This window comes from Pseudomonas sp. GNP013, from assembly GCF_054343995.1.
Genome location: NZ_JBTGUT010000001.1, coordinates 2,478,630 through 2,495,019, shown reverse-complemented (window position 1 = coordinate 2,495,019; position 16,390 = coordinate 2,478,630). Strand labels below are relative to the sequence as shown.

Annotated in this window: 14 protein-coding genes and 1 pseudogene; 5 read left to right on the top strand and 10 right to left on the bottom strand. The window is 59.6% G+C overall.

Annotated elements, in window-relative coordinates:
- Nucleotides 1-63 precede the first annotated feature (63 nt).
- Nucleotides 64-627, bottom strand: a complete 564-nt coding sequence (locus ACXX81_RS10980) for a TetR/AcrR family transcriptional regulator (RefSeq protein ID WP_458571671.1) — start codon at nt 625-627, stop codon at nt 64-66.
- A 174-nt stretch (nt 628-801) separates the two neighbouring features.
- Between ACXX81_RS10980 and ACXX81_RS10975 the strand changes: the two genes are divergently transcribed.
- Nucleotides 802-1,449 (top strand): glutathione S-transferase, encoded by a 648-nt coding sequence (locus ACXX81_RS10975; protein ID WP_458571670.1) that lies wholly within the window; start codon nt 802-804, stop codon nt 1,447-1,449.
- A gap of 269 nt (nt 1,450-1,718) precedes the next feature.
- Here ACXX81_RS10975 and ACXX81_RS10970 read toward each other — a convergent pair whose 3' ends face one another.
- From ACXX81_RS10970 to ACXX81_RS10960, 3 genes and pseudogenes are all read right to left on the bottom strand, one after another.
- Entirely contained in the window at nt 1,719-2,816 is a 1,098-nt protein-coding gene (locus tag ACXX81_RS10970) for a methyl-accepting chemotaxis protein (protein WP_458572579.1), read from the bottom strand.
- A gap of 195 nt (nt 2,817-3,011) precedes the next feature.
- Nucleotides 3,012-3,200, bottom strand: a pseudogene (locus ACXX81_RS10965) (PAS domain-containing protein); the annotation flags it as partial.
- A 174-nt stretch (nt 3,201-3,374) separates the two neighbouring features.
- On the bottom strand, nt 3,375-4,049 hold the full coding sequence (locus ACXX81_RS10960; RefSeq protein WP_231421163.1) for an HAD family hydrolase: 675 nt from the start codon (nt 4,047-4,049) through the stop codon (nt 3,375-3,377).
- 194 nt (nt 4,050-4,243) lie between these two features.
- Here ACXX81_RS10960 and ACXX81_RS10955 point away from each other — a divergent pair, with 194 nt between their 5' ends.
- Nucleotides 4,244-6,442 (top strand): OsmC domain/YcaO domain-containing protein, encoded by a 2,199-nt coding sequence (locus ACXX81_RS10955; protein WP_458571669.1) that lies wholly within the window; start codon nt 4,244-4,246, stop codon nt 6,440-6,442.
- A 125-nt stretch (nt 6,443-6,567) separates the two neighbouring features.
- Here ACXX81_RS10955 and ACXX81_RS10950 read toward each other — a convergent pair whose 3' ends face one another.
- The 3 genes from ACXX81_RS10950 to ACXX81_RS10940 form a co-directional block, all read right to left on the bottom strand.
- Nucleotides 6,568-7,734, bottom strand: a complete 1,167-nt coding sequence (locus ACXX81_RS10950) for a cystathionine gamma-synthase (protein WP_458571668.1) — start codon at nt 7,732-7,734, stop codon at nt 6,568-6,570.
- Nucleotides 7,731-9,107, bottom strand: coding sequence for a pyridoxal-phosphate dependent enzyme (locus tag ACXX81_RS10945; protein WP_458571667.1), 1,377 nt, complete (start codon nt 9,105-9,107; stop codon nt 7,731-7,733). Before ACXX81_RS10945 ends, ACXX81_RS10950 begins: the two co-directional genes overlap by 4 nt.
- Nucleotides 9,108-9,238: 131 nt before the next feature.
- Nucleotides 9,239-10,129 carry a serine hydrolase domain-containing protein gene (locus ACXX81_RS10940; RefSeq protein ID WP_458571666.1) on the bottom strand — a complete coding sequence of 297 codons (891 nt, stop codon included), beginning with the start codon at nt 10,127-10,129 and terminating at the stop codon, nt 9,239-9,241.
- A 51-nt stretch (nt 10,130-10,180) separates the two neighbouring features.
- Here ACXX81_RS10940 and ACXX81_RS10935 point away from each other — a divergent pair, with 51 nt between their 5' ends.
- Entirely contained in the window at nt 10,181-10,546 is a 366-nt protein-coding gene (locus ACXX81_RS10935) for a hypothetical protein (RefSeq protein ID WP_458571665.1), read from the top strand.
- Nucleotides 10,547-11,354: 808 nt separating this feature from the next.
- Here the strand turns inward: ACXX81_RS10935 and ACXX81_RS10930 are convergent.
- Nucleotides 11,355-12,509, bottom strand: coding sequence for an AlbA family DNA-binding domain-containing protein (locus ACXX81_RS10930; RefSeq protein WP_458571664.1), 1,155 nt, complete (start codon nt 12,507-12,509; stop codon nt 11,355-11,357).
- Between the two features lie 510 nt (nt 12,510-13,019).
- On the opposite strand from ACXX81_RS10930, the gene ACXX81_RS10925 reads away from it, so the two are divergent.
- Entirely contained in the window at nt 13,020-13,817 is a 798-nt protein-coding gene (locus tag ACXX81_RS10925; RefSeq protein ID WP_458571663.1) for an Abi-alpha family protein, read from the top strand.
- A gap of 330 nt (nt 13,818-14,147) precedes the next feature.
- Here the strand turns inward: ACXX81_RS10925 and ACXX81_RS10920 are convergent, their stop codons facing one another.
- Complete coding sequence (locus tag ACXX81_RS10920) at nt 14,148-14,834, bottom strand: tetratricopeptide repeat protein (protein ID WP_209981731.1); 687 nt, start codon at nt 14,832-14,834, stop codon at nt 14,148-14,150.
- Between the two features lie 14 nt (nt 14,835-14,848).
- Nucleotides 14,849-15,523, bottom strand: coding sequence for a hypothetical protein (locus ACXX81_RS10915; protein ID WP_458571662.1), 675 nt, complete (start codon nt 15,521-15,523; stop codon nt 14,849-14,851).
- Nucleotides 15,524-15,615: 92 nt separating this feature from the next.
- On the opposite strand from ACXX81_RS10915, the gene ACXX81_RS10910 reads away from it, so the two are divergent.
- Nucleotides 15,616-16,380, top strand: a complete 765-nt coding sequence (locus tag ACXX81_RS10910) for a pyrroline-5-carboxylate reductase family protein (protein ID WP_458571661.1) — start codon at nt 15,616-15,618, stop codon at nt 16,378-16,380.
- Nucleotides 16,381-16,390: the final 10 nt, after the last annotated feature.

Sequence of the window (16,390 nt, the reverse complement as noted above, 5' to 3'; positions counted from 1 at the left end):
GTGATTTGTCTGTGTTGATTCAGCACAGGCTGTCCGCGCAGTGTTGTTGGGCCAACAGTGCCGCTAGGTCGGGATCAGCCCCGCGTCCCGGTAGGTTTGCACCAGTTCGTCGTAGAGGTCGATGTCGGCGCGGCTGCGCGCGATCAATTGCGCGCCGGCGATGGCGGTGTAGATGGCACGTGCGCGGCGTTGGCACACGTCGGCCTCGCCGGTGGCGAGTTGTGCGAGCAGGTCCGCGAGCCAGGCGATGTTGATGTCGGCAAACGTCAGCACTTCTTGCTTCACGGCTTCCGGTAAATCCTGGTATTCGGCCGCCATGAAGCTGGACAGGCACAGGCGGTTGCCGTCTTCGAGGGTCCTGCGAAAGATGTTCGGGTAGTGCTGCAGGCAGTCCAGCGGTTGTGGGTGGTCACTGCGCAGGGTGTCGAGGGCCGTTGCCGTGTCCTCCCAGTAACGCCTGGCCACCGCGGCGCCGAGGTCGGCCTTGCTGGCGAAGTGGTAGTAGATGCTGGCGTTCTTGATCCCCACCGTCTCGCCGATGCTGCGAAAGTTGATGCCGTTGTAGCCGTAGTGCTGGGCCGAAATCCTCGTGGCTTCGAGGATGGCTTCGCGTGCATTGACGCTCACAGGTGGATTCCTTGGTCGAGGGACAGGGATCGGATTCTACGCCCACAAGCATTTGCCTGCCAACTGGTAGGTAGTGCTTGACAGGGGCTGACAAGGCGCTCAGTCTTTACCTACCACTTGACAGGTAGGTGTTCTGGTCAAGCCTTTCAACACCCTTTGAGCGAGAGATCCCCCATGAAAATTTATGACTGGTACAACGGCCCTTATCCTGCCCGTGTTCGTATTGCACTGGCGGAAAAGGGCTTGCTGCCCAGCATCGAATTCGTTTCGGTCAATTTGTGGAACGGTGAGCATAAAAAGCCCGTTTTTCTGGCCCTTAACTACTCCGGCACCTTGCCGCTGCTGGAACTCGACGACGGTACGCTCATCGCCGAATGCACGGCCATCACCCAATACCTGGATACGCTGCACGGCCATCCGACGCTCACCGGCAAGACGCCGACCGAGCAGGGCCTGATCCATATGATGACCAAGCGCGCCGAAATCGAATTTATGGACGCGGTCAGCGTGTACTTCCACCACGCCACACCTGGCCTCGGGCCAGAGGTTGAGCTGTATCAGAACGCCGAATGGGGCAACCGCATGGGTGACAAGGCGATCAGGGGCATGCGCTATTTCGACGGCCTGCTGAAGACTCGCCCGTTTGTTGCCGGTAATGAGTTTTCCATGGCCGACATCGCCGTGTTGGGCGGCATGATCTTCGCCGACCTCGTGAACCTGCCCGTCCCGCAGGACTGCGAGTCGCTGCTGGCCTGGCACGCCAGGGTCAACGAGCGCCCAAGCGTTCAGGCCTGGCGCGCGATGGTGGCGCAGCCGCAGTAACGCAATCATCCGGCTCTGGCGAGCTAGCTTGTTTGTGGCCAGTGGGCTTGTTGTGGCGAGCGGGCTTGCCCCGCGTTGGGGTGCGAAGCGCCCCCGTCAAGGCCGAGTGCGGTGTGCCAGATACGCCGCAGACACAGGTTTTGGGGCTGCTGCGCAGCCCAACGCGGGGCAAGCCCGCTCGCCACAAGAAGCCCGCTCGCCACAGGGGATGCGCTCGCCTGAGGTTCTTGCTGACCGGCCCCCACAGCGGGCTTTACCTCAGCCGCGCCTCAGCGATTGAACCGCTCAACCAGCGCGTACTGCGTGGCTGCGGTGTTGGTCAGTTCCTTGCTCAGGTCGGTGGATTGATGGGCCTGCAATGAGGTCTGGTCGGCCAGCTCGGCGATGGTGGTGATGTTGCGGCTGATCTCTTCGGCGACCGCGCTTTGCTCCTCGGTGGCGGCGGCGATCTGGGTGGTCATGTTGGTGATATTGGCCACCGCTTCGCTGATGCCGACCAGCGCCTGGTCGGCTTCGAGCACCCGGGCCACGCCTTCCTCGGCCTGGCGGTGGCCGTTCTGCATGCTGCTGACCGCGTTATTGGACGAGGCCTGAAGCTGGGTGATCAGGGCGTGGATCTGCGTGGTGGATTGCGATGTGCGTTGCGCCAGCTGGCGTACTTCGTCGGCCACCACGGCAAAGCCGCGTCCTTGCTCGCCGGCGCGCGCCGCTTCGATGGCGGCGTTGAGGGCCAGCAGGTTGGTCTGGTCGGCAATGCCTTTGATCACATCGACCACGCTGCCGATTTCGTCGCTGTCGCGGGCCAGCTGCGCCACGGTGGCGCCGGTTTCGCCGACCACGGCAGACAAACGCTCGATGGCTTCGCGGGTATCGCGCGCCACTTCACGACCACGACCGGTGAGCACATTGGCCTGCTGGGTGGCGTCGGCGGTGCGTTGTACGTGGCTGGCGACTTCCTGGGTGGTGGCGGCCATCTGGTTGACGGCTGCCGATACCTGTTCGGTTTCAACACGCTGGCGGTCCAGGCCCCGGGCGCTGGCAGTGGCCAACTGGTCGGACTGGCCGGCGAGGGCGCTGAGCTGCTCGGCGCTGTCCTGCAGGCGCGTCAGGCAGGTTTTCAGGCGCGCGGTCTGGCTGAGGAACGCGGTTTCCAGACGTGCCTGGGGCCCGCGCGCGTCGCTGTACATCTGCGCGATCAACGCATCCGAGGTCGACGGTTCCACACCCGCCAGCAGGCGCAGTGTGCTGCCTTGGCGCCAGCGCGCGCAGAGCACGCCCACCGGCACGGCCACGGCCAGCGCAACGGCAATCGCCACCGGAGCGCCGAAAAACATCCCGGCCACGCTGCCGGCCAGGCCCGTGGCCATGTACGGCACGCACGCCACGGCCGTCGGTAGCCAGGCATCCTGGCGCGGTACACCGGGTTTGCCTCGGCTGATCCGCTGGTACAGCGCCTGGGCCCGGCGGATTTCATCGGCGGTGGGTTTTACCCGCACCGACTCGAAACCGACGACGCGGCTGCCGTCGTATATCGGCGTGACGTAAGCGTTGACCCAATAGTGATCGCCGTTTTTCGAACGGTTCTTGACGATGCCCATCCACGGCTGGCCTTGCTTGAGCGCGCGCCACATGTGCGCAAACACCGCCGGCGGGACATCGGGGTGACGCACGATGTTCTGCGGTGCGCCGATCAGATCGGCGCGGTCAAAACCGCTGATATCGACGAACGCGTCGTTGCAGTAAGTGATCATCCCCTGAGTATCGGTGGCGGAGATGAGTTTCTGCGACGGCGCGAGGGAAATCTCACGCTGTGTTACGGGCTGGTTGTTGCGCATGGTGCTGCTCCCTGAAGTGCCAGACAGGTCATCGGCATCACCTCGAATAAGTTGATGGCCGATTTTTTGCCAGGCACTGCGGGGCGGCATTCAGGGGCGTGAGGCGACCTCATCGAGGTGGTCGAGCAGGTCCTGCGGGTCTTCGTAAACCCGCAGCGCGCCCGCACGTTCCAGTTCGCCGATGTCATAGCCCCCCGACAGCAGGCCGATCCCGGTGGCCTTGGCACGCCGCGCGGCGAGCATGTCCCACACGGCGTCGCCGATCACCAGGCACTCGTCGATCGGCACCTTCATATGCCGCGCGGCGGCCAGAAACAGGTCCGGGTCGGGCTTGCCGTACTTCACATCGTCACGGGTGATGATGTTCACCTCGTCAATGTCCAGTTCCAGCGCCTTGAGGTTGATCTTCGCGGTGTCCAGGCCGCCGCTGGTGGCGATGCACCAGTTGAGGCCGGCCTGGCTGAGGTGGTCGAGCAGCGCGACGGCGCCCGGCAGCGCGATGATCTGCCCCTGCAGTCGCGCATACGCCTCGGCATGCAGTTTGCTCAGGCGTTCGGCTTGGGGCTCGCTGATGTCGAGCCCGGTTTCGCGGGACAACGACTTGAGCATCAGGCCGCCGCTCATGCCGATCCTGCGGTGGATGCGCCACATCGCCAGCGGGATGCCTTCGGCGTCGAGGGCTTCTTTCCAGGCGGCTACGTTCTGGTAAACGCTGTCGGTGAGGGTGCCGTCGAGGTCGAAAATAAAGGAGGTTTGAGGTCGCATGGGGCTGTTCTCCAATCAGAAAAAAGATGATGGGACATCAGCTTGAGTGACATCACAGGGTTTGGAGTGCCCCGTGGTTTTGCCGTTCGATTTTTTGCTCATTCGCGCAGGCTTTGGCAAAAGCCTGAAACTTTCCGGGGAAAAACCTCATAATGGCGGCCATTTTTGTTCAGCCGTTATTCTGGTGTGCCCCCATGGAAATCAAGGTCAACTTTCTCGACAACCTCCGACTTGAAGCGAAGTTCGATGACTTCACGGTGATTGCCGACCAGCCGATTCGCTACAAGGGCGACGGTTCGGCGCCGGGGCCCTTTGATTATTTTCTCGCGTCGTCGGCACTCTGCGCGGCGTACTTCGTGAAGCTGTATTGCCAGACGCGCAATATCCCCACGGAAAATATCCGCCTGTCGCAGAACAACATCGTCGACCCGGAAAACCGTTACAACCAGATCTTCAAGATCCAGGTCGAGTTGCCCGCCGATATCTCCGACAAGGACCGCCAGGGCATCCTGCGCTCCATCGACCGCTGCACCGTAAAGAAAGTGGTGCAGGCAGGTCCCGAGTTCGTCATCGAGGAAGTCGAGAACCTCGACGCCGACGCCCAGGCCCTGCTGATGCCAGGCTCGACTGCAGGCGCCGGCACCCGCATCGCCGGCAAGGACCTGCCGCTGGAGCAGACCATCGCCAACATGTCCGCCATCCTCGCCGGGCTTGGCATGAAGATCGAGATCGCCTCGTGGCGCAATATCGTGCCCAACGTGTGGTCGCTGCATATCCGCGATGCGCAGTCGCCGATGTGCTTTACCAACGGCAAGGGCGCCACCAAGGAAGGCGCGCTGGCGTCGGCCCTGGGCGAATTCATCGAGCGGCTCAACTGCAACTTTTTCTACAACGATCAGTTCTGGGGCGAGGAACTGGCCAATGCGCCGTTCGTGCATTACCCGGATGAGCGCTGGTTCCAGCCCGGGCCCAACGACGAACTGCCGGGGGAAATCCTCGATGCGTACTGCCTGAAGGTCTACAACCGCGACGGCGAGTTGCGCGGTTCGCACCTGTTCGACACCAACTCCGGCAACGAAGCGCGCGGCATCGTTGCGCTGCCGTTTGTGCGCCAGTCCGATGGCGAGGTGGTGTATTTCCCGTCCAACCTGATCGAGAATCTCTACCTCAGCAACGGCATGAGCGCGGGCAATACCCTCGCCGAAGCCCAGGTGCAGTGCCTGTCAGAGATTTTCGAGCGCGCTGTTAAACGCGAAATCATCGAAGGCGAATTCGCCTTGCCGGACGTGCCGGCTGAAGTGCTGGCCAAGTACCCCGGCATTCTCGCGGGCATTCAAGGCCTGGAGGCCCAGGGCTTCCCGGTGCTGGTCAAGGATGCGTCCCTGGGCGGCGAGTTTCCGGTGATGTGCGTGACCCTGATGAACCCGCGTACCGGCGGTGTATTCGCCTCGTTTGGCGCGCACCCCAGCCTGGAGGTGGCGCTGGAGCGCAGCCTCACCGAGCTGCTGCAAGGCCGCAGTTTCGAAGGCTTGAACGATTTGCCGCAGCCGACCTTTGAAGCCCAGGCGGTCACCGAGCCGAATAACTTCGTCGAGCACTTCATCGACTCCAGCGGCGTGGTGTCGTGGCGCTTTTTCAGCGCGCAATCGGATTACCAATTCGTCGAGTGGGACTTCTCTGGCCACGGCGAAGACTCCAATGCCGAGGAAGCCGCGACCCTGTTCGGCATCCTCGAGAGCATGGGCAAGGAGTCGTACATGGCGGTGTACGAGCACCTGGGCGCCACTGCCTGCCGGATCCTGGTGCCCGACTATTCGGAAATCTACCCGGTAGACGACCTGATCTGGGACAACACCAACAAGGCGCTGTTTTTCCGCGAAGACATTCTCAACCTGCACCGCCTGGATGACGCGCAACTGCACGCGCTGGTCGAACGCCTGATCGAAAGCGAGCTGGACGACTACACCGATATCACCACCCTGATCGGCATCGAATTCGACGACAACACCGCGTGGGGCCAGTTGACCATTCTGGAGTTGAAGCTGCTGATCTTCCTCGCTCTCAAGCAGTACGAAGAAGCCAAGGAGTGCGTGGAGATGTTCCTGCAGTACAACGACAACACCGCCGAACGCGGCTTGTTCTACCAGGCGCTGAACGCGGTGCTGGAGATGGAGCTGGACGACGACCTGGCGCTGGCAGACTACGAGGCCAATTTCCGCCGTATGTTCGGCAACGAGCGCATGGACGCGGTGATCGGCTCGGTCGCCGGCAGCGTGCGCTTTTATGGCCTGACGCCGACCAGCATGAAGCTTGAAGGGCTGGACCGGCACTTGCGTCTGATCGAGAGCTACAAGAAGCTGCACAGCGCGCGGGCCGGGGTTACCTCAGTCTAAGACACGGATTTCGTGTGGGAGGGGGCTTGCTCCCGATGGCGGCGGGTCAGTACTGGATTGCTGACTGATTCACCGCCATCGGGAGCAAGCCCCCTCCCACATTTGATCGTTGCTGCCTCAAGTCTTTAGATATGAGCCAGGGCCTGGGCCAGGTCGGCACGCAGGTCTTCTACATCTTCAACCCCTACCGACAACCGCACCAGCCCGTCGCCAATCCCCAGCTGCGCGCGGGTGGCCGCCGGGATGCTGGCATGGGTCATGATCGCCGGGTGTTCGATCAGACTTTCCACGCCGCCCAGGCTTTCGGCCAGGGCGAAGAGATTGACGTTTTCCAGAAAACGTCTGGCACCGGCCAGGTCGGTATTCAAGTCCACGCAAATCATCCCGCCAAACCCGTGCATCTGCTGTTGCGCCAGGTCGTGCTGTGGGTGGGATGTCAGGCCGGGGTAGTGCACCCGCGCCACTTGCGGTTGCTGCTCCAGCCAGGTCGCCAATTGCAGTGCGTTGCTGCAATGGCGCTCCATGCGCAGGGCCAGGGTCTTTACACCGCGCAGGGTCAGGAATGCATCGAACGGCCCTGCAATGGCGCCAACCGAGTTCTGCAGGAAGCCCAGGCGCTCGGCCAGCGCCGGGTTGTCGCCGACAATCGCGATGCCACCAATCACGTCCGAGTGACCGTTGAGGTACTTGGTGGTGGAATGCACCACCACATCAAACCCCAGCTCCAGCGGGCGCTGGATCCATGGGCTGGCGAAGGTGTTGTCGGCCACGCAAAGGATGCCGCGCGCACGGCAGATACGCGCCACGGCGCGCAGGTCGGTGAGGCTCAGCAGGGGATTGCTCGGGGTCTCGACCCAGACCATGCGCGTGTCGTCTTGCAACGACGCTTCAAACGCCGCCACATCGCTCAAGTCGACATAGCTGAACCGATGCCCGGCACTGCGTTGGCGCACCTTGTCGAACAGGCGGAAGGTGCCGCCGTACAGGTCATTGCCGGAGACGATATGCGCGCCGGCATCGAGCAATTCCAATACGGTGGAGATCGCGGCCAGCCCGGAAGCGAAGGCGAATGCCTGAGTGCCGCCTTCTAGGTCCGCTACGCAGCGCTCCAGAGCAAAGCGCGTCGGGTTGTGGGAGCGGCCATAGTCAAAGCCCTTGTGCACACCGGGGCTGTCCTGCAGGTAGGTGGAGTTGGCGTAGATCGGCGGCATCAGTGCGCCCGTGCTCGGGTCGGGCGCTTGCCCGGCGTGGATGACACGGGTGGCGAACGCGTTTTTATCGGGCTGGCTCATGCAAGGGACCTCCGTAAATGGTTGAGCAGGTCGACACGGGTGATCAGGCCATGGAAGCCCGACGCGTCGGCAATGATGGCGACGAGGCCGCGATCCAGCTCGGCCTGCAGTTCGGCCAGGCTGGCGCTGGGGTCGAGGGTTCGCAAGGTGTCGGTCATGGCGCTGGCAACGATCATGGAAAAATCCGCAGCGTCATGGTGCAGGCCCAGCAGGATGTCGGACTCGTCGATCACACCCACCAGTTCCTGGCCGTCCACCAGCACCGGCAGTTGCGATACGTCGGCCAGGCGCATGCGCTGGAAGGCGGTGAGCAGGGTGTCGTCGGGGCTCACGCTGATGACGCGGCCGTCCTCGAAACGACGGGCGATCAGGTCGCGCAGGTCGCCGTAATGTTTGTACTGCAACAGGCCGGCGTCATTCATCCATTGGTCGTTGTAGACCTTCGACAGGTAGCGCGTGCCGGTGTCGCACACAAAGGTCACCACGCGCTTGGGCTCGGTCTGTTCGCGGCAGTAGCGCAGCGCGGCGGCGAGGAGGGTGCCGGTGGACGAGCCGCCGAGAATGCCCTCGGCCTTGAGCAACTGGCGCGCGTGGTCGAAGCTCTCTTCATCGCTGATGGAGTAGGCGTGGCGCACGCTGGAGAGGTCGGCAATCGACGGGATGAAGTCCTCGCCGATGCCTTCCACCGCCCACGAGCCGGGCGTTTCCATGCGGCCGCTGCGGCTGTACTCGGCCATCACCGAGCCCACCGGGTCGGCCAGCACCATCGCCAGCTCCGGCTGCACGCGCTTGAAAAACCGCGTGAGCCCGGTGAGCGTACCCGCCGAACCCACGCCCACCACAATCGCGTCGAGGTCATGCTGGGTTTGCGCCCAGATTTCCGGCGCGGTACTGGTCTCGTGGGCCAGCGGATTGGCCGGGTTGTTGAACTGGTCGGCGAAAAACGAGCCGGGAATGTCCTTGGCCATGCGCGCGGCCACATCCTGGTAATACTCGGGATGGCCCTTGCCCACGTCCGAACGGGTGATATGCACCTCGGCGCCCATGGCCTTGAGGTGCAGCACTTTTTCCGTGGACATCTTGTCGGGCACCACCAGCACCACGCGATAGCCCTTGGCCCGGCCGACCAGCGCCAGACCCAGGCCGGTGTTGCCGGCAGTGGCTTCGATAATGGTGCCGCCGGCGCGCAGACGACCATCGCGCTCGGCGGCGTCGATCATCGCCAGGCCGATACGGTCCTTGATGGAACCGCCGGGGTTCTGTGATTCGAGCTTGAGAAACAGGGTGCAGGGGCCAGTGTCGAAACGGCTGACGCGAACCAGCGGCGTATTGCCGATCAGCTCGAGCACGGCGGGGCGGGAGGGTGTGGGCATGTCGTCACCTGAGTGCGGAAGGGGGACAGCAAATGCAAAACATGCCTTGGACCATAGGTCGAGATCGTGCCACTCGCAACCGGGCGGTCGGGTGGATGTCTTTTTTTGGCGCATGGCGGATCGGGACGTCTTCAGCCACCCAGACGCAAAGCCTGCATCAGTTGCTCAACAACGAAGGCTTCGACGGCACCTTCACTGGCACCCGCCTCAAAAGCAGCACAACACGCCGATTTTTCGCCAGCGCAGAGCCGGTAGACAGCAATGACACTGCCGGGTCCGCCGCCCGTGTGTCCACACAGGGAATACCCCCCGTCAATCGTCCCCTGCATCACGCCAAGGCCATAACCCGGCGTGATCCAGGGGCGACCGCGAATCGGACCGCCCAGGGCGCGTGCTGTCTGCATTTCCTCAAGCAGGCTCGTGGAGAGCAGCAGGTCTGCACAGAAGAGTCGGTCCAGAAATAACGCGGCCTGCGAAACCGGACCGATCAACAAGCCGTGGTAAACCCATGCGGGGTCATACTGTGCGGGACTTCCAGAATAGGTTGTTTGCAAATCCGCCCGCGTTTTTGCAAAGCGAACGTTCGATAGGCCCGAAGGAGAAAGCGCCCGTTGAACCACCGCTTCCTCAAGCGTCAGATCGGTCAGCCGTTCAATCAGCCTGCCGATGAGCAGGTAGCCGACATTCGAATAACGCCAACCCGTTCCGGGACTGTATCGAAGCCGAGCGCCGTCAAGGCGCCGCATCATTTCATCGGCTGGCCAGGCTGGCTCATTGTTCTTGACAGCGGCGTGATAGGTCGCCAGTTCGCCATAATCAGCCAGACCTGCTTCGTGCCGCAGTAGCTGGCGTAACGTAAAAGGCTGATCAGGAATGGCGTCGTCTAATCCGATCAAGCCGTCACGTACCAACGATAGGGCTGTCGCAGCCAGGACTGTTTTCGTAAAGCTCCACCAGGGTGCCACCGGTTCTGACCGGTCAGGGGTCAGGGGTTGACCATTCGATAGGAGGGAACTGAACATTGGCTTGCCTGTGTTGAGTGGATCGACAGCCCGACAAGTGTGAGAGCAGCCATGAAGATTGCAACCAGCATAATCGCTTTAGGCATGGCGTACGCCGCCTGCTCATCTGTTTACGCTTATCCAATTGAAGTGGCTGCGAAGCAGATGCCCGACCGTCACTTGATCTGCGGCTCGCCGGCGGCGCAGCAGTTGGCGGGAAATGGCGGAGCAGGCGGTAATGGCGGCGCTGGTGGGAGTGCGGGTGGAAATGGAGGGGCGGGCGGTAATGGTGGGAGTGGCACTGTTCCGGTAAAGGAGGTTCCGGCGGCGCTGGAGGAACGGGTGGTACGCCAGGCGCAGATGGCGCGCCAGGTTCGGAAGGTGCAAAAGTCCCCGGCAATGAGCCTGATAAAAAATCACGCACCTGAAGTGGCTTGAGCCCCTGCACCGCAGAGGCAGGTTTCCTTGACTGAATAGAACATTCTCAGGACGGAAGGCTATACGGGTATGGCCTGCGCCTAGCCGTATTTGCTCAGGTTACGATTGGACCGCCGGTTCGACGTAGCCGTCTTGAAAGCTACCGGGCAGTTCATCTGATCTCCGATTTAAAATTCTTACGACTGATAGCTTTGGGTCGGTTCCGGTCTTTCGCGACCGTCTACAATCGACCCATAGCTGCCCTTGATTGAGGGCAGCAAACGGCAAGAAAGCGGCTTTCATTCAGGGCTGCTTCTTGCGCTTTACAGATGATCGAAGACGCCTACGAAATCAGGGTCGATTCACACAGACCATATTCCAGGTCCTGACCATTGCTGTCAGAGCACTCGAGGTGCTAACACTTCGCTTAATGGCAGCGAACACCATCCAGTCCAATGGGTACATTGGACTGCCAGCAAGGCTAACAACTTCCATGCCTAGCGTAAGCAGCGCGTCCTTGTCTCGTTCCAGCGCCTGCAAAAGCGCTTCGACGTGCTCGCTCTGGATGGTGTGTCCATGTCTAAAATTCTCACGATTCAATTAGGGGTGATGCGTTCACTTTTCTAAAACAACGTGTCGAGTTAAAAAAAGGACGGCCAAAAACCACTGGAGACTAGCAGCAAATCACCGAGCCCTCTGCCACAGGGGCAAGCGGCCAGCGGTTCATGGACCGCTGGCCGAAAGAAGCTGTTCGCTTCCGACCCAGAGCAGACTGTCATGGGGTCGGGAGAACCAAATCTGCTCAGTCCACAATGAAGAAAATACCGGATCATCGCGCGCGTACAAAGCTCTTAAAACTTGAAAAATCAAGCGATTCAACTGAGCCGGTCGCTTCTATCACACGCTCCATTTGTATAGGCGTCGCTATCTCCCCAGCTAGAATGCGGAAGCGCAGCATTAGCTTTCCAGGAGCTGAAGGGACTATGGCAAAAGTGTCAACTGACCATCCTTCCTCCCCCGGCAATAGTGAGCCAAAACGCACGAGGCATCGTGGCGCGTTACCATTCTCGTCAACAATTAGACGCGGATTTTGACTAGCTAACACCTCGGGTAATGTGCGAAGTCCCATGGTGAAGTCGTGCTTGCTGCTCGGCTCTTCTGGAAGGTCACTTCCCGCGAGTAGGTGGACGGATTGCCCCTCCTGAGGCTCGACCAACACCTCAAGTTTAGCGTTGGAGAGCTGCACCTCGGAGCGATTATGGAGCACAAACTGCATCTGAATGACCGCCTCGCTGACTTGAATATATTCTGCGTACTCTCTCCAAAAATTACGGTTGTCTCCTGACATAGGTGACCTTATGTCAATGTCGAAGGGGCCTAAGGTTCGCCGAGGGCTCTCATAGTTCGGGAATTTTTCGGTGAATTGGAGATAGCGGTGTGCACTCCTAGTTGGGAGTTCGTCGTTATGTATGGTAAGAATCGAAAGATCCACGCTGACTTCCGCGCGGCCACTATCCGCGATCGCCATTGCTGCAATTTCTGGAGGCTCTGCCTCGTCGGTACTGCTGCCGCGTCGAACGTATACGACATTACTTTTCAGTTTTCCGTAAGGATTAGAGAGGTAGAAGCTTCGCTTTTGTTTTGGAATAGTAATGACGCCAACAGTCTTACCGTCATATAGGTGCTCTTCGTAGTGAAATGTCAGTTTGGGTTTCACTTTCCCATGGACGAATTGCTGCATCGCCGCGTCATCAATGCTTCCCGAAATACCAACGATCTCAGCAGGATGAGGGCGCTGATCTTTAAATCCTAAGAGGATGTATCCGTTACCATCCCGCCAAGAGTTAGCGATTGCAAGTATGTCCTTGAGCATTTCACCCTTGTCGTTCTCACTCCCGCCCACGAAACGGTACTGCGCGGATTTGAAATCAATGTCAGTGCCCTCACTCTTGTAGCGCAACGCAGTAATCATATCTTCTATCAAGGCGCATTTTCCTTTCGTGTTTGAGAACAGATTCTGACTAGACGAAACTCACCTCCTTACGGTCAATCCCGCTGCGCCTCCAAGGTCTAGCGCGACAGTAAATCACCCAGCGTTTGGTGCATAGCCATCGCTGGCGAAAGCCTATGCTAGATAAGCAAAGAGGGCTTACGGATTTTTATAGTTTTCATGCCCTCGCAAGGGTCAGTAGTGGGATCATGGATGGCTACGTCGGCCCTTAGTGCCCGTTGCTGGCTGGCCGATCCTTGTCCTCCATCACGTGGAGCACAAGCCATGTACACAATGCTACCTACTGCCATCAGTCTTCGAACAATGAAAAGCTGGCGGGGGAAAAAGCCCCGATGCGCGGCCATGGCCTTGTTACTGTCACTGGGCTGGGCTTTGCTCGCCCCTGCGGTTGACGGCACGATTTGCAGCGAAATACCTGAGCAGAGCTGGCCGGTTGTCAAACCTTGACCGATACTCGGTCGCTCAAGGATATGGAGGCAGGCCATGGTAATTCCCGAATTAAAAGCAGAAGTCAGCGTTGACCTTAGCAAGGTTGCGGAAGATTTTTATACTGAGGCCGCAAAAGACTCCATCAAGGAAGCATCCAAAATCGGCGTGGATGCGGTCAAAACTATTCGGCTAGCACTATTGCCTTTGCAACTCACTGCTGCCTACCAAGATCGCGTGGCACGCTGGATTGATAAAACAATCAGGTCTGTCCCAGAACCTCGAAGAGTAGCGCCAATTCCATCATTGGCATTGCCAATTATTGAGAAACTAAAATATTTTGATGATGGCGAATTACTTGGAAATATGTACAGTGACCTGTTATCGAGGACTTTCGATAGGGATAGATTACGCGAAGCGCACCCTGCATTTGTCAACGTGATAAGCCAGCTTTCACCTGATGAGGCGAACCTGATAAATATTTTGTCTTCTGAAACGGGAAAGGTCTACTTTGGTTTGTCTGCTCAAGAATGGACCGTAAGTTTTGACCTAATTGCCGCTGAGCTTCAGCGATGCGGCTTTCCAGGGGAGCCGAGGCAGTGGCTTCCCCGGTTTGCAGTCGACCCGGAAGCTTTGAATTTTCCAAGTTATTTGCAAATGTACGTTCATCACCTCCAGTCGCTTGGTCTGATAACATACAACAATACTTCTGATCCAGAGTTCTTCAGTGTGATTGGAAATCATGAGTGGGGAAAGAAGTGGTGGACTATTGAGCTTACTAGTTTTGGCCGTTTGTTCCACTTGGCTTGTATCAAAGACTCCTTGGAAAGCGGATTGAGAGCTAATAGAGACTGAACATTTTTAGGCCCGCTAAGCACGGGTTTTTTTGTCGGAGCAAACCTACCGACTACCGATAACTCACCGGTTGCCCGTCTGGTTACAGATCCGAATGGCCGAACTGCTGCGCTCATGGATAAGGCGTTCGCTGCTCACCGGCGGCGAAAGTTCGATTTCGAAGCATTGTCCAATATGTTGGGGTTCGTTGATCCTGCACGGGCGCGGCTCGAACATGAGCAGGCTGGCGTAGCGACATAATGGGAGAGTTTTTGCCATTCGTGACGGGCAGCAATTGGCCGATTGCAGCCCTTCATAAAAGCCAGCAATCAGCCAATAACCACGCTCCTGTTACGGCACCGATATCCCATACTCAGCCAGCTTGGCCTTGTGCTTCTCCTCCACGTATTTCTTTTTGACGATCTGCGAGAACTTCAGGAAGTCAGCCTTGGCGCTGTCCCTGTCTCCCAGATGGTCGTACGCGATGCCGCGCGCGTAGTAAGCCCAGGCAAAGTCCGGCTGGCGTTGAAGGCCGGTGCTGAATGCTTCAGCGGCTTCCCGGTACTGGCCCAGGTCTGTCAGTGCAAGGCCCAGGTGATAGTAGGTCGGCATGTGGAAGCCCGAGCCTTTTCCGGCTTCTCCCAGGCCGTTGTCCAGGTTGTACTGCACCAGTTCAAGGGCTTTTTTCGGGTTGCCAGCGTCGCGATACATGGCACTCAAGTCCAGGTTGGCGCGTGGGTCAGGCTTGGTCGCCAATTGCAGGGATTTTTCCTTGGCTGTAACGGCTTGCGCAAATTGCTTGAGGTTGCTGTAGGCGTCGGCCTGCAACGCGTAAACCAGACTTTGCAGTGAGGCGGGCAGGGTGTTTTTCTGCAGGCACAAATCACCCTCTTGCAGCACCAGAGGGTAGTTCTCGGCTTTGTAGGCCTTGAACTGAGTTGCGCAGTGCGCAAGGTTGGCTTTTTGCGGGTTCTGCATTCCGGCACATCCGGTGAGAATGAAGACGCATGCGATGAGTGCGGGCCAGCGAATAGTCATGAAAAACTTCCTTGTCAGTCAAACAGCCGAGCGTTGAGGTCAGGGCGATAGACCTGCAAAAGCGGTGCGGTCACGGTGCCTTGCAGCGAGCAGAACACAGTGGTGTGTCCCTTGAGTGGCGGTGTCGCGTCGCCCTTGTCGACCATGAACACGCGGTCTACGAAACCAAACGGCGTGGCGACGCCAGGGCCGGTCAAGCCTTCGGTGCGCCATTGGCCGATGGGGTCACCGACGCGGCGAATTTCGGCGCGGGCAATGGCTTTGCCCTCACTGACAAAGCGTGCGTTATCGACAATCAGCGGCTTGAGTTTTTCGGCCACCTCTTGCGGCAGACCATCGGCTACGAAACCCCAGAACAGAAAGTTGCCGACGTCGTTCATGGTTTGTGCCTGGTTGTAGTAGCCGATCAGAGGCACGCCGTTGACGATCAGGGGCTTTTCGAAGCGTTGATAGGTGCCACCTTCCTGCAACGGGTTCATGATGGTCGGCGCCTTGACCGAGCCGTACTGACTCAGGCGCAAGGTATCTGCCGGCAGGCGGGCGTCGCGCAGGCTCTCGAAGAAATGCGCATCGCAGCGAGAGAACTCGGTCAGGAGCTGTTCGGGCGTGGTGACGGTCTGAGCCTGGGCGGCATTACAGGCAGCGGCGACGGCGAGCAAGGCAGCGCCGGAAAAAACGGATCGGAACATTTGAAATCATCCGTGAAGTAGGAACAAAAACTGTCGGCTTGTCAGTCGCGAACTTTAGCAAAACGGCACTGCGAACAAAACGGAGCAATCACATGCTGAACATCGGAATACTAGGCGTCGGCGAGCTCACCGAGAAAGTCGTGATCGGCCTGCGCCGCAGTGGCTTCACCGGGCAAATTCTGCTGTCTGCGCGCAACCATGAACGTGCCCAGGCGCTGGCCAATCGTTGTGCCTGCGAGGTGATGGCCGACAATCAAGCCGTCGTCGATGGATCGGACCTGCTGTTCCTCGGCGTGCGGCCTGATGCGGTCGCGCAGCTTGCTGCGCAGGTGCAGCTCAAGCCTCGGCAGACGCTGGTCTCGCTGGTCGCCGGGTTGACCCTCGGCGACCTCGCCGGGCACTTTCCCTCAGCACTGCCGGTGCGGGCGATGCTGTCGTATGCGGCGCAGATCAACCAGTCCACGGTGGTGATCAGCCCAGGTGGCGAGCCCCATCAATCGGTACTCGGCGCGCTCGGGCAATTGGTCGTGCTGGACGATGAGCCCGAGTTCGAACTGGCCACGGTCGCGGCCTGCATGAACGGCTGGTTCTATTTCCTGGTGCATGACCTTCAGCAGTGGTTTACCGCCAGGGGGTTGTCCGAGGAGCAGGCGCGGCAACTGGTGATGGGCAATCTGCAGGATTGCCTGGCCAGTGCCCGCCACCAACCCGACACCAGCGTGAAAGCGCTGGGCGAAGCGATTGCGACGCCGGGCACCTTTACCCGTGCGGGGCTGGAGGTGCTGAGGGAGCAGGGCGCCACCCAGGCCTGGGCTCAGGCGTGTGACGAGGTGTTGGCGCGTTTGAAGAAACGCTGATTGTCACGCG

Coding starts and splice junctions, on each gene's coding strand:
- ACXX81_RS10975 (WP_458571670.1), top strand. CDS start 802: ATGAAAATTTATGACTGGTACAACGGCCCTTATCCTGCCCGTGTTCGT.
- ACXX81_RS10970 (WP_458572579.1), bottom strand. CDS start 2,816: ATGGCCACGGGCCTGGCCGGCAGCGTGGCCGGGATGTTTTTCGGCGCT.
- ACXX81_RS10960 (WP_231421163.1), bottom strand. CDS start 4,049: ATGCGACCTCAAACCTCCTTTATTTTCGACCTCGACGGCACCCTCACC.
- ACXX81_RS10955 (WP_458571669.1), top strand. CDS start 4,244: ATGGAAATCAAGGTCAACTTTCTCGACAACCTCCGACTTGAAGCGAAG.
- ACXX81_RS10950 (WP_458571668.1), bottom strand. CDS start 7,734: ATGAGCCAGCCCGATAAAAACGCGTTCGCCACCCGTGTCATCCACGCC.
- ACXX81_RS10945 (WP_458571667.1), bottom strand. CDS start 9,107: ATGCCCACACCCTCCCGCCCCGCCGTGCTCGAGCTGATCGGCAATACG.
- ACXX81_RS10940 (WP_458571666.1), bottom strand. CDS start 10,129: ATGTTCAGTTCCCTCCTATCGAATGGTCAACCCCTGACCCCTGACCGG.
- ACXX81_RS10935 (WP_458571665.1), top strand. CDS start 10,181: ATGAAGATTGCAACCAGCATAATCGCTTTAGGCATGGCGTACGCCGCC.
- ACXX81_RS10925 (WP_458571663.1), top strand. CDS start 13,020: ATGGTAATTCCCGAATTAAAAGCAGAAGTCAGCGTTGACCTTAGCAAG.
- ACXX81_RS10920 (WP_209981731.1), bottom strand. CDS start 14,834: ATGACTATTCGCTGGCCCGCACTCATCGCATGCGTCTTCATTCTCACC.
- ACXX81_RS10915 (WP_458571662.1), bottom strand. CDS start 15,523: ATGTTCCGATCCGTTTTTTCCGGCGCTGCCTTGCTCGCCGTCGCCGCT.
- ACXX81_RS10910 (WP_458571661.1), top strand. CDS start 15,616: ATGCTGAACATCGGAATACTAGGCGTCGGCGAGCTCACCGAGAAAGTC.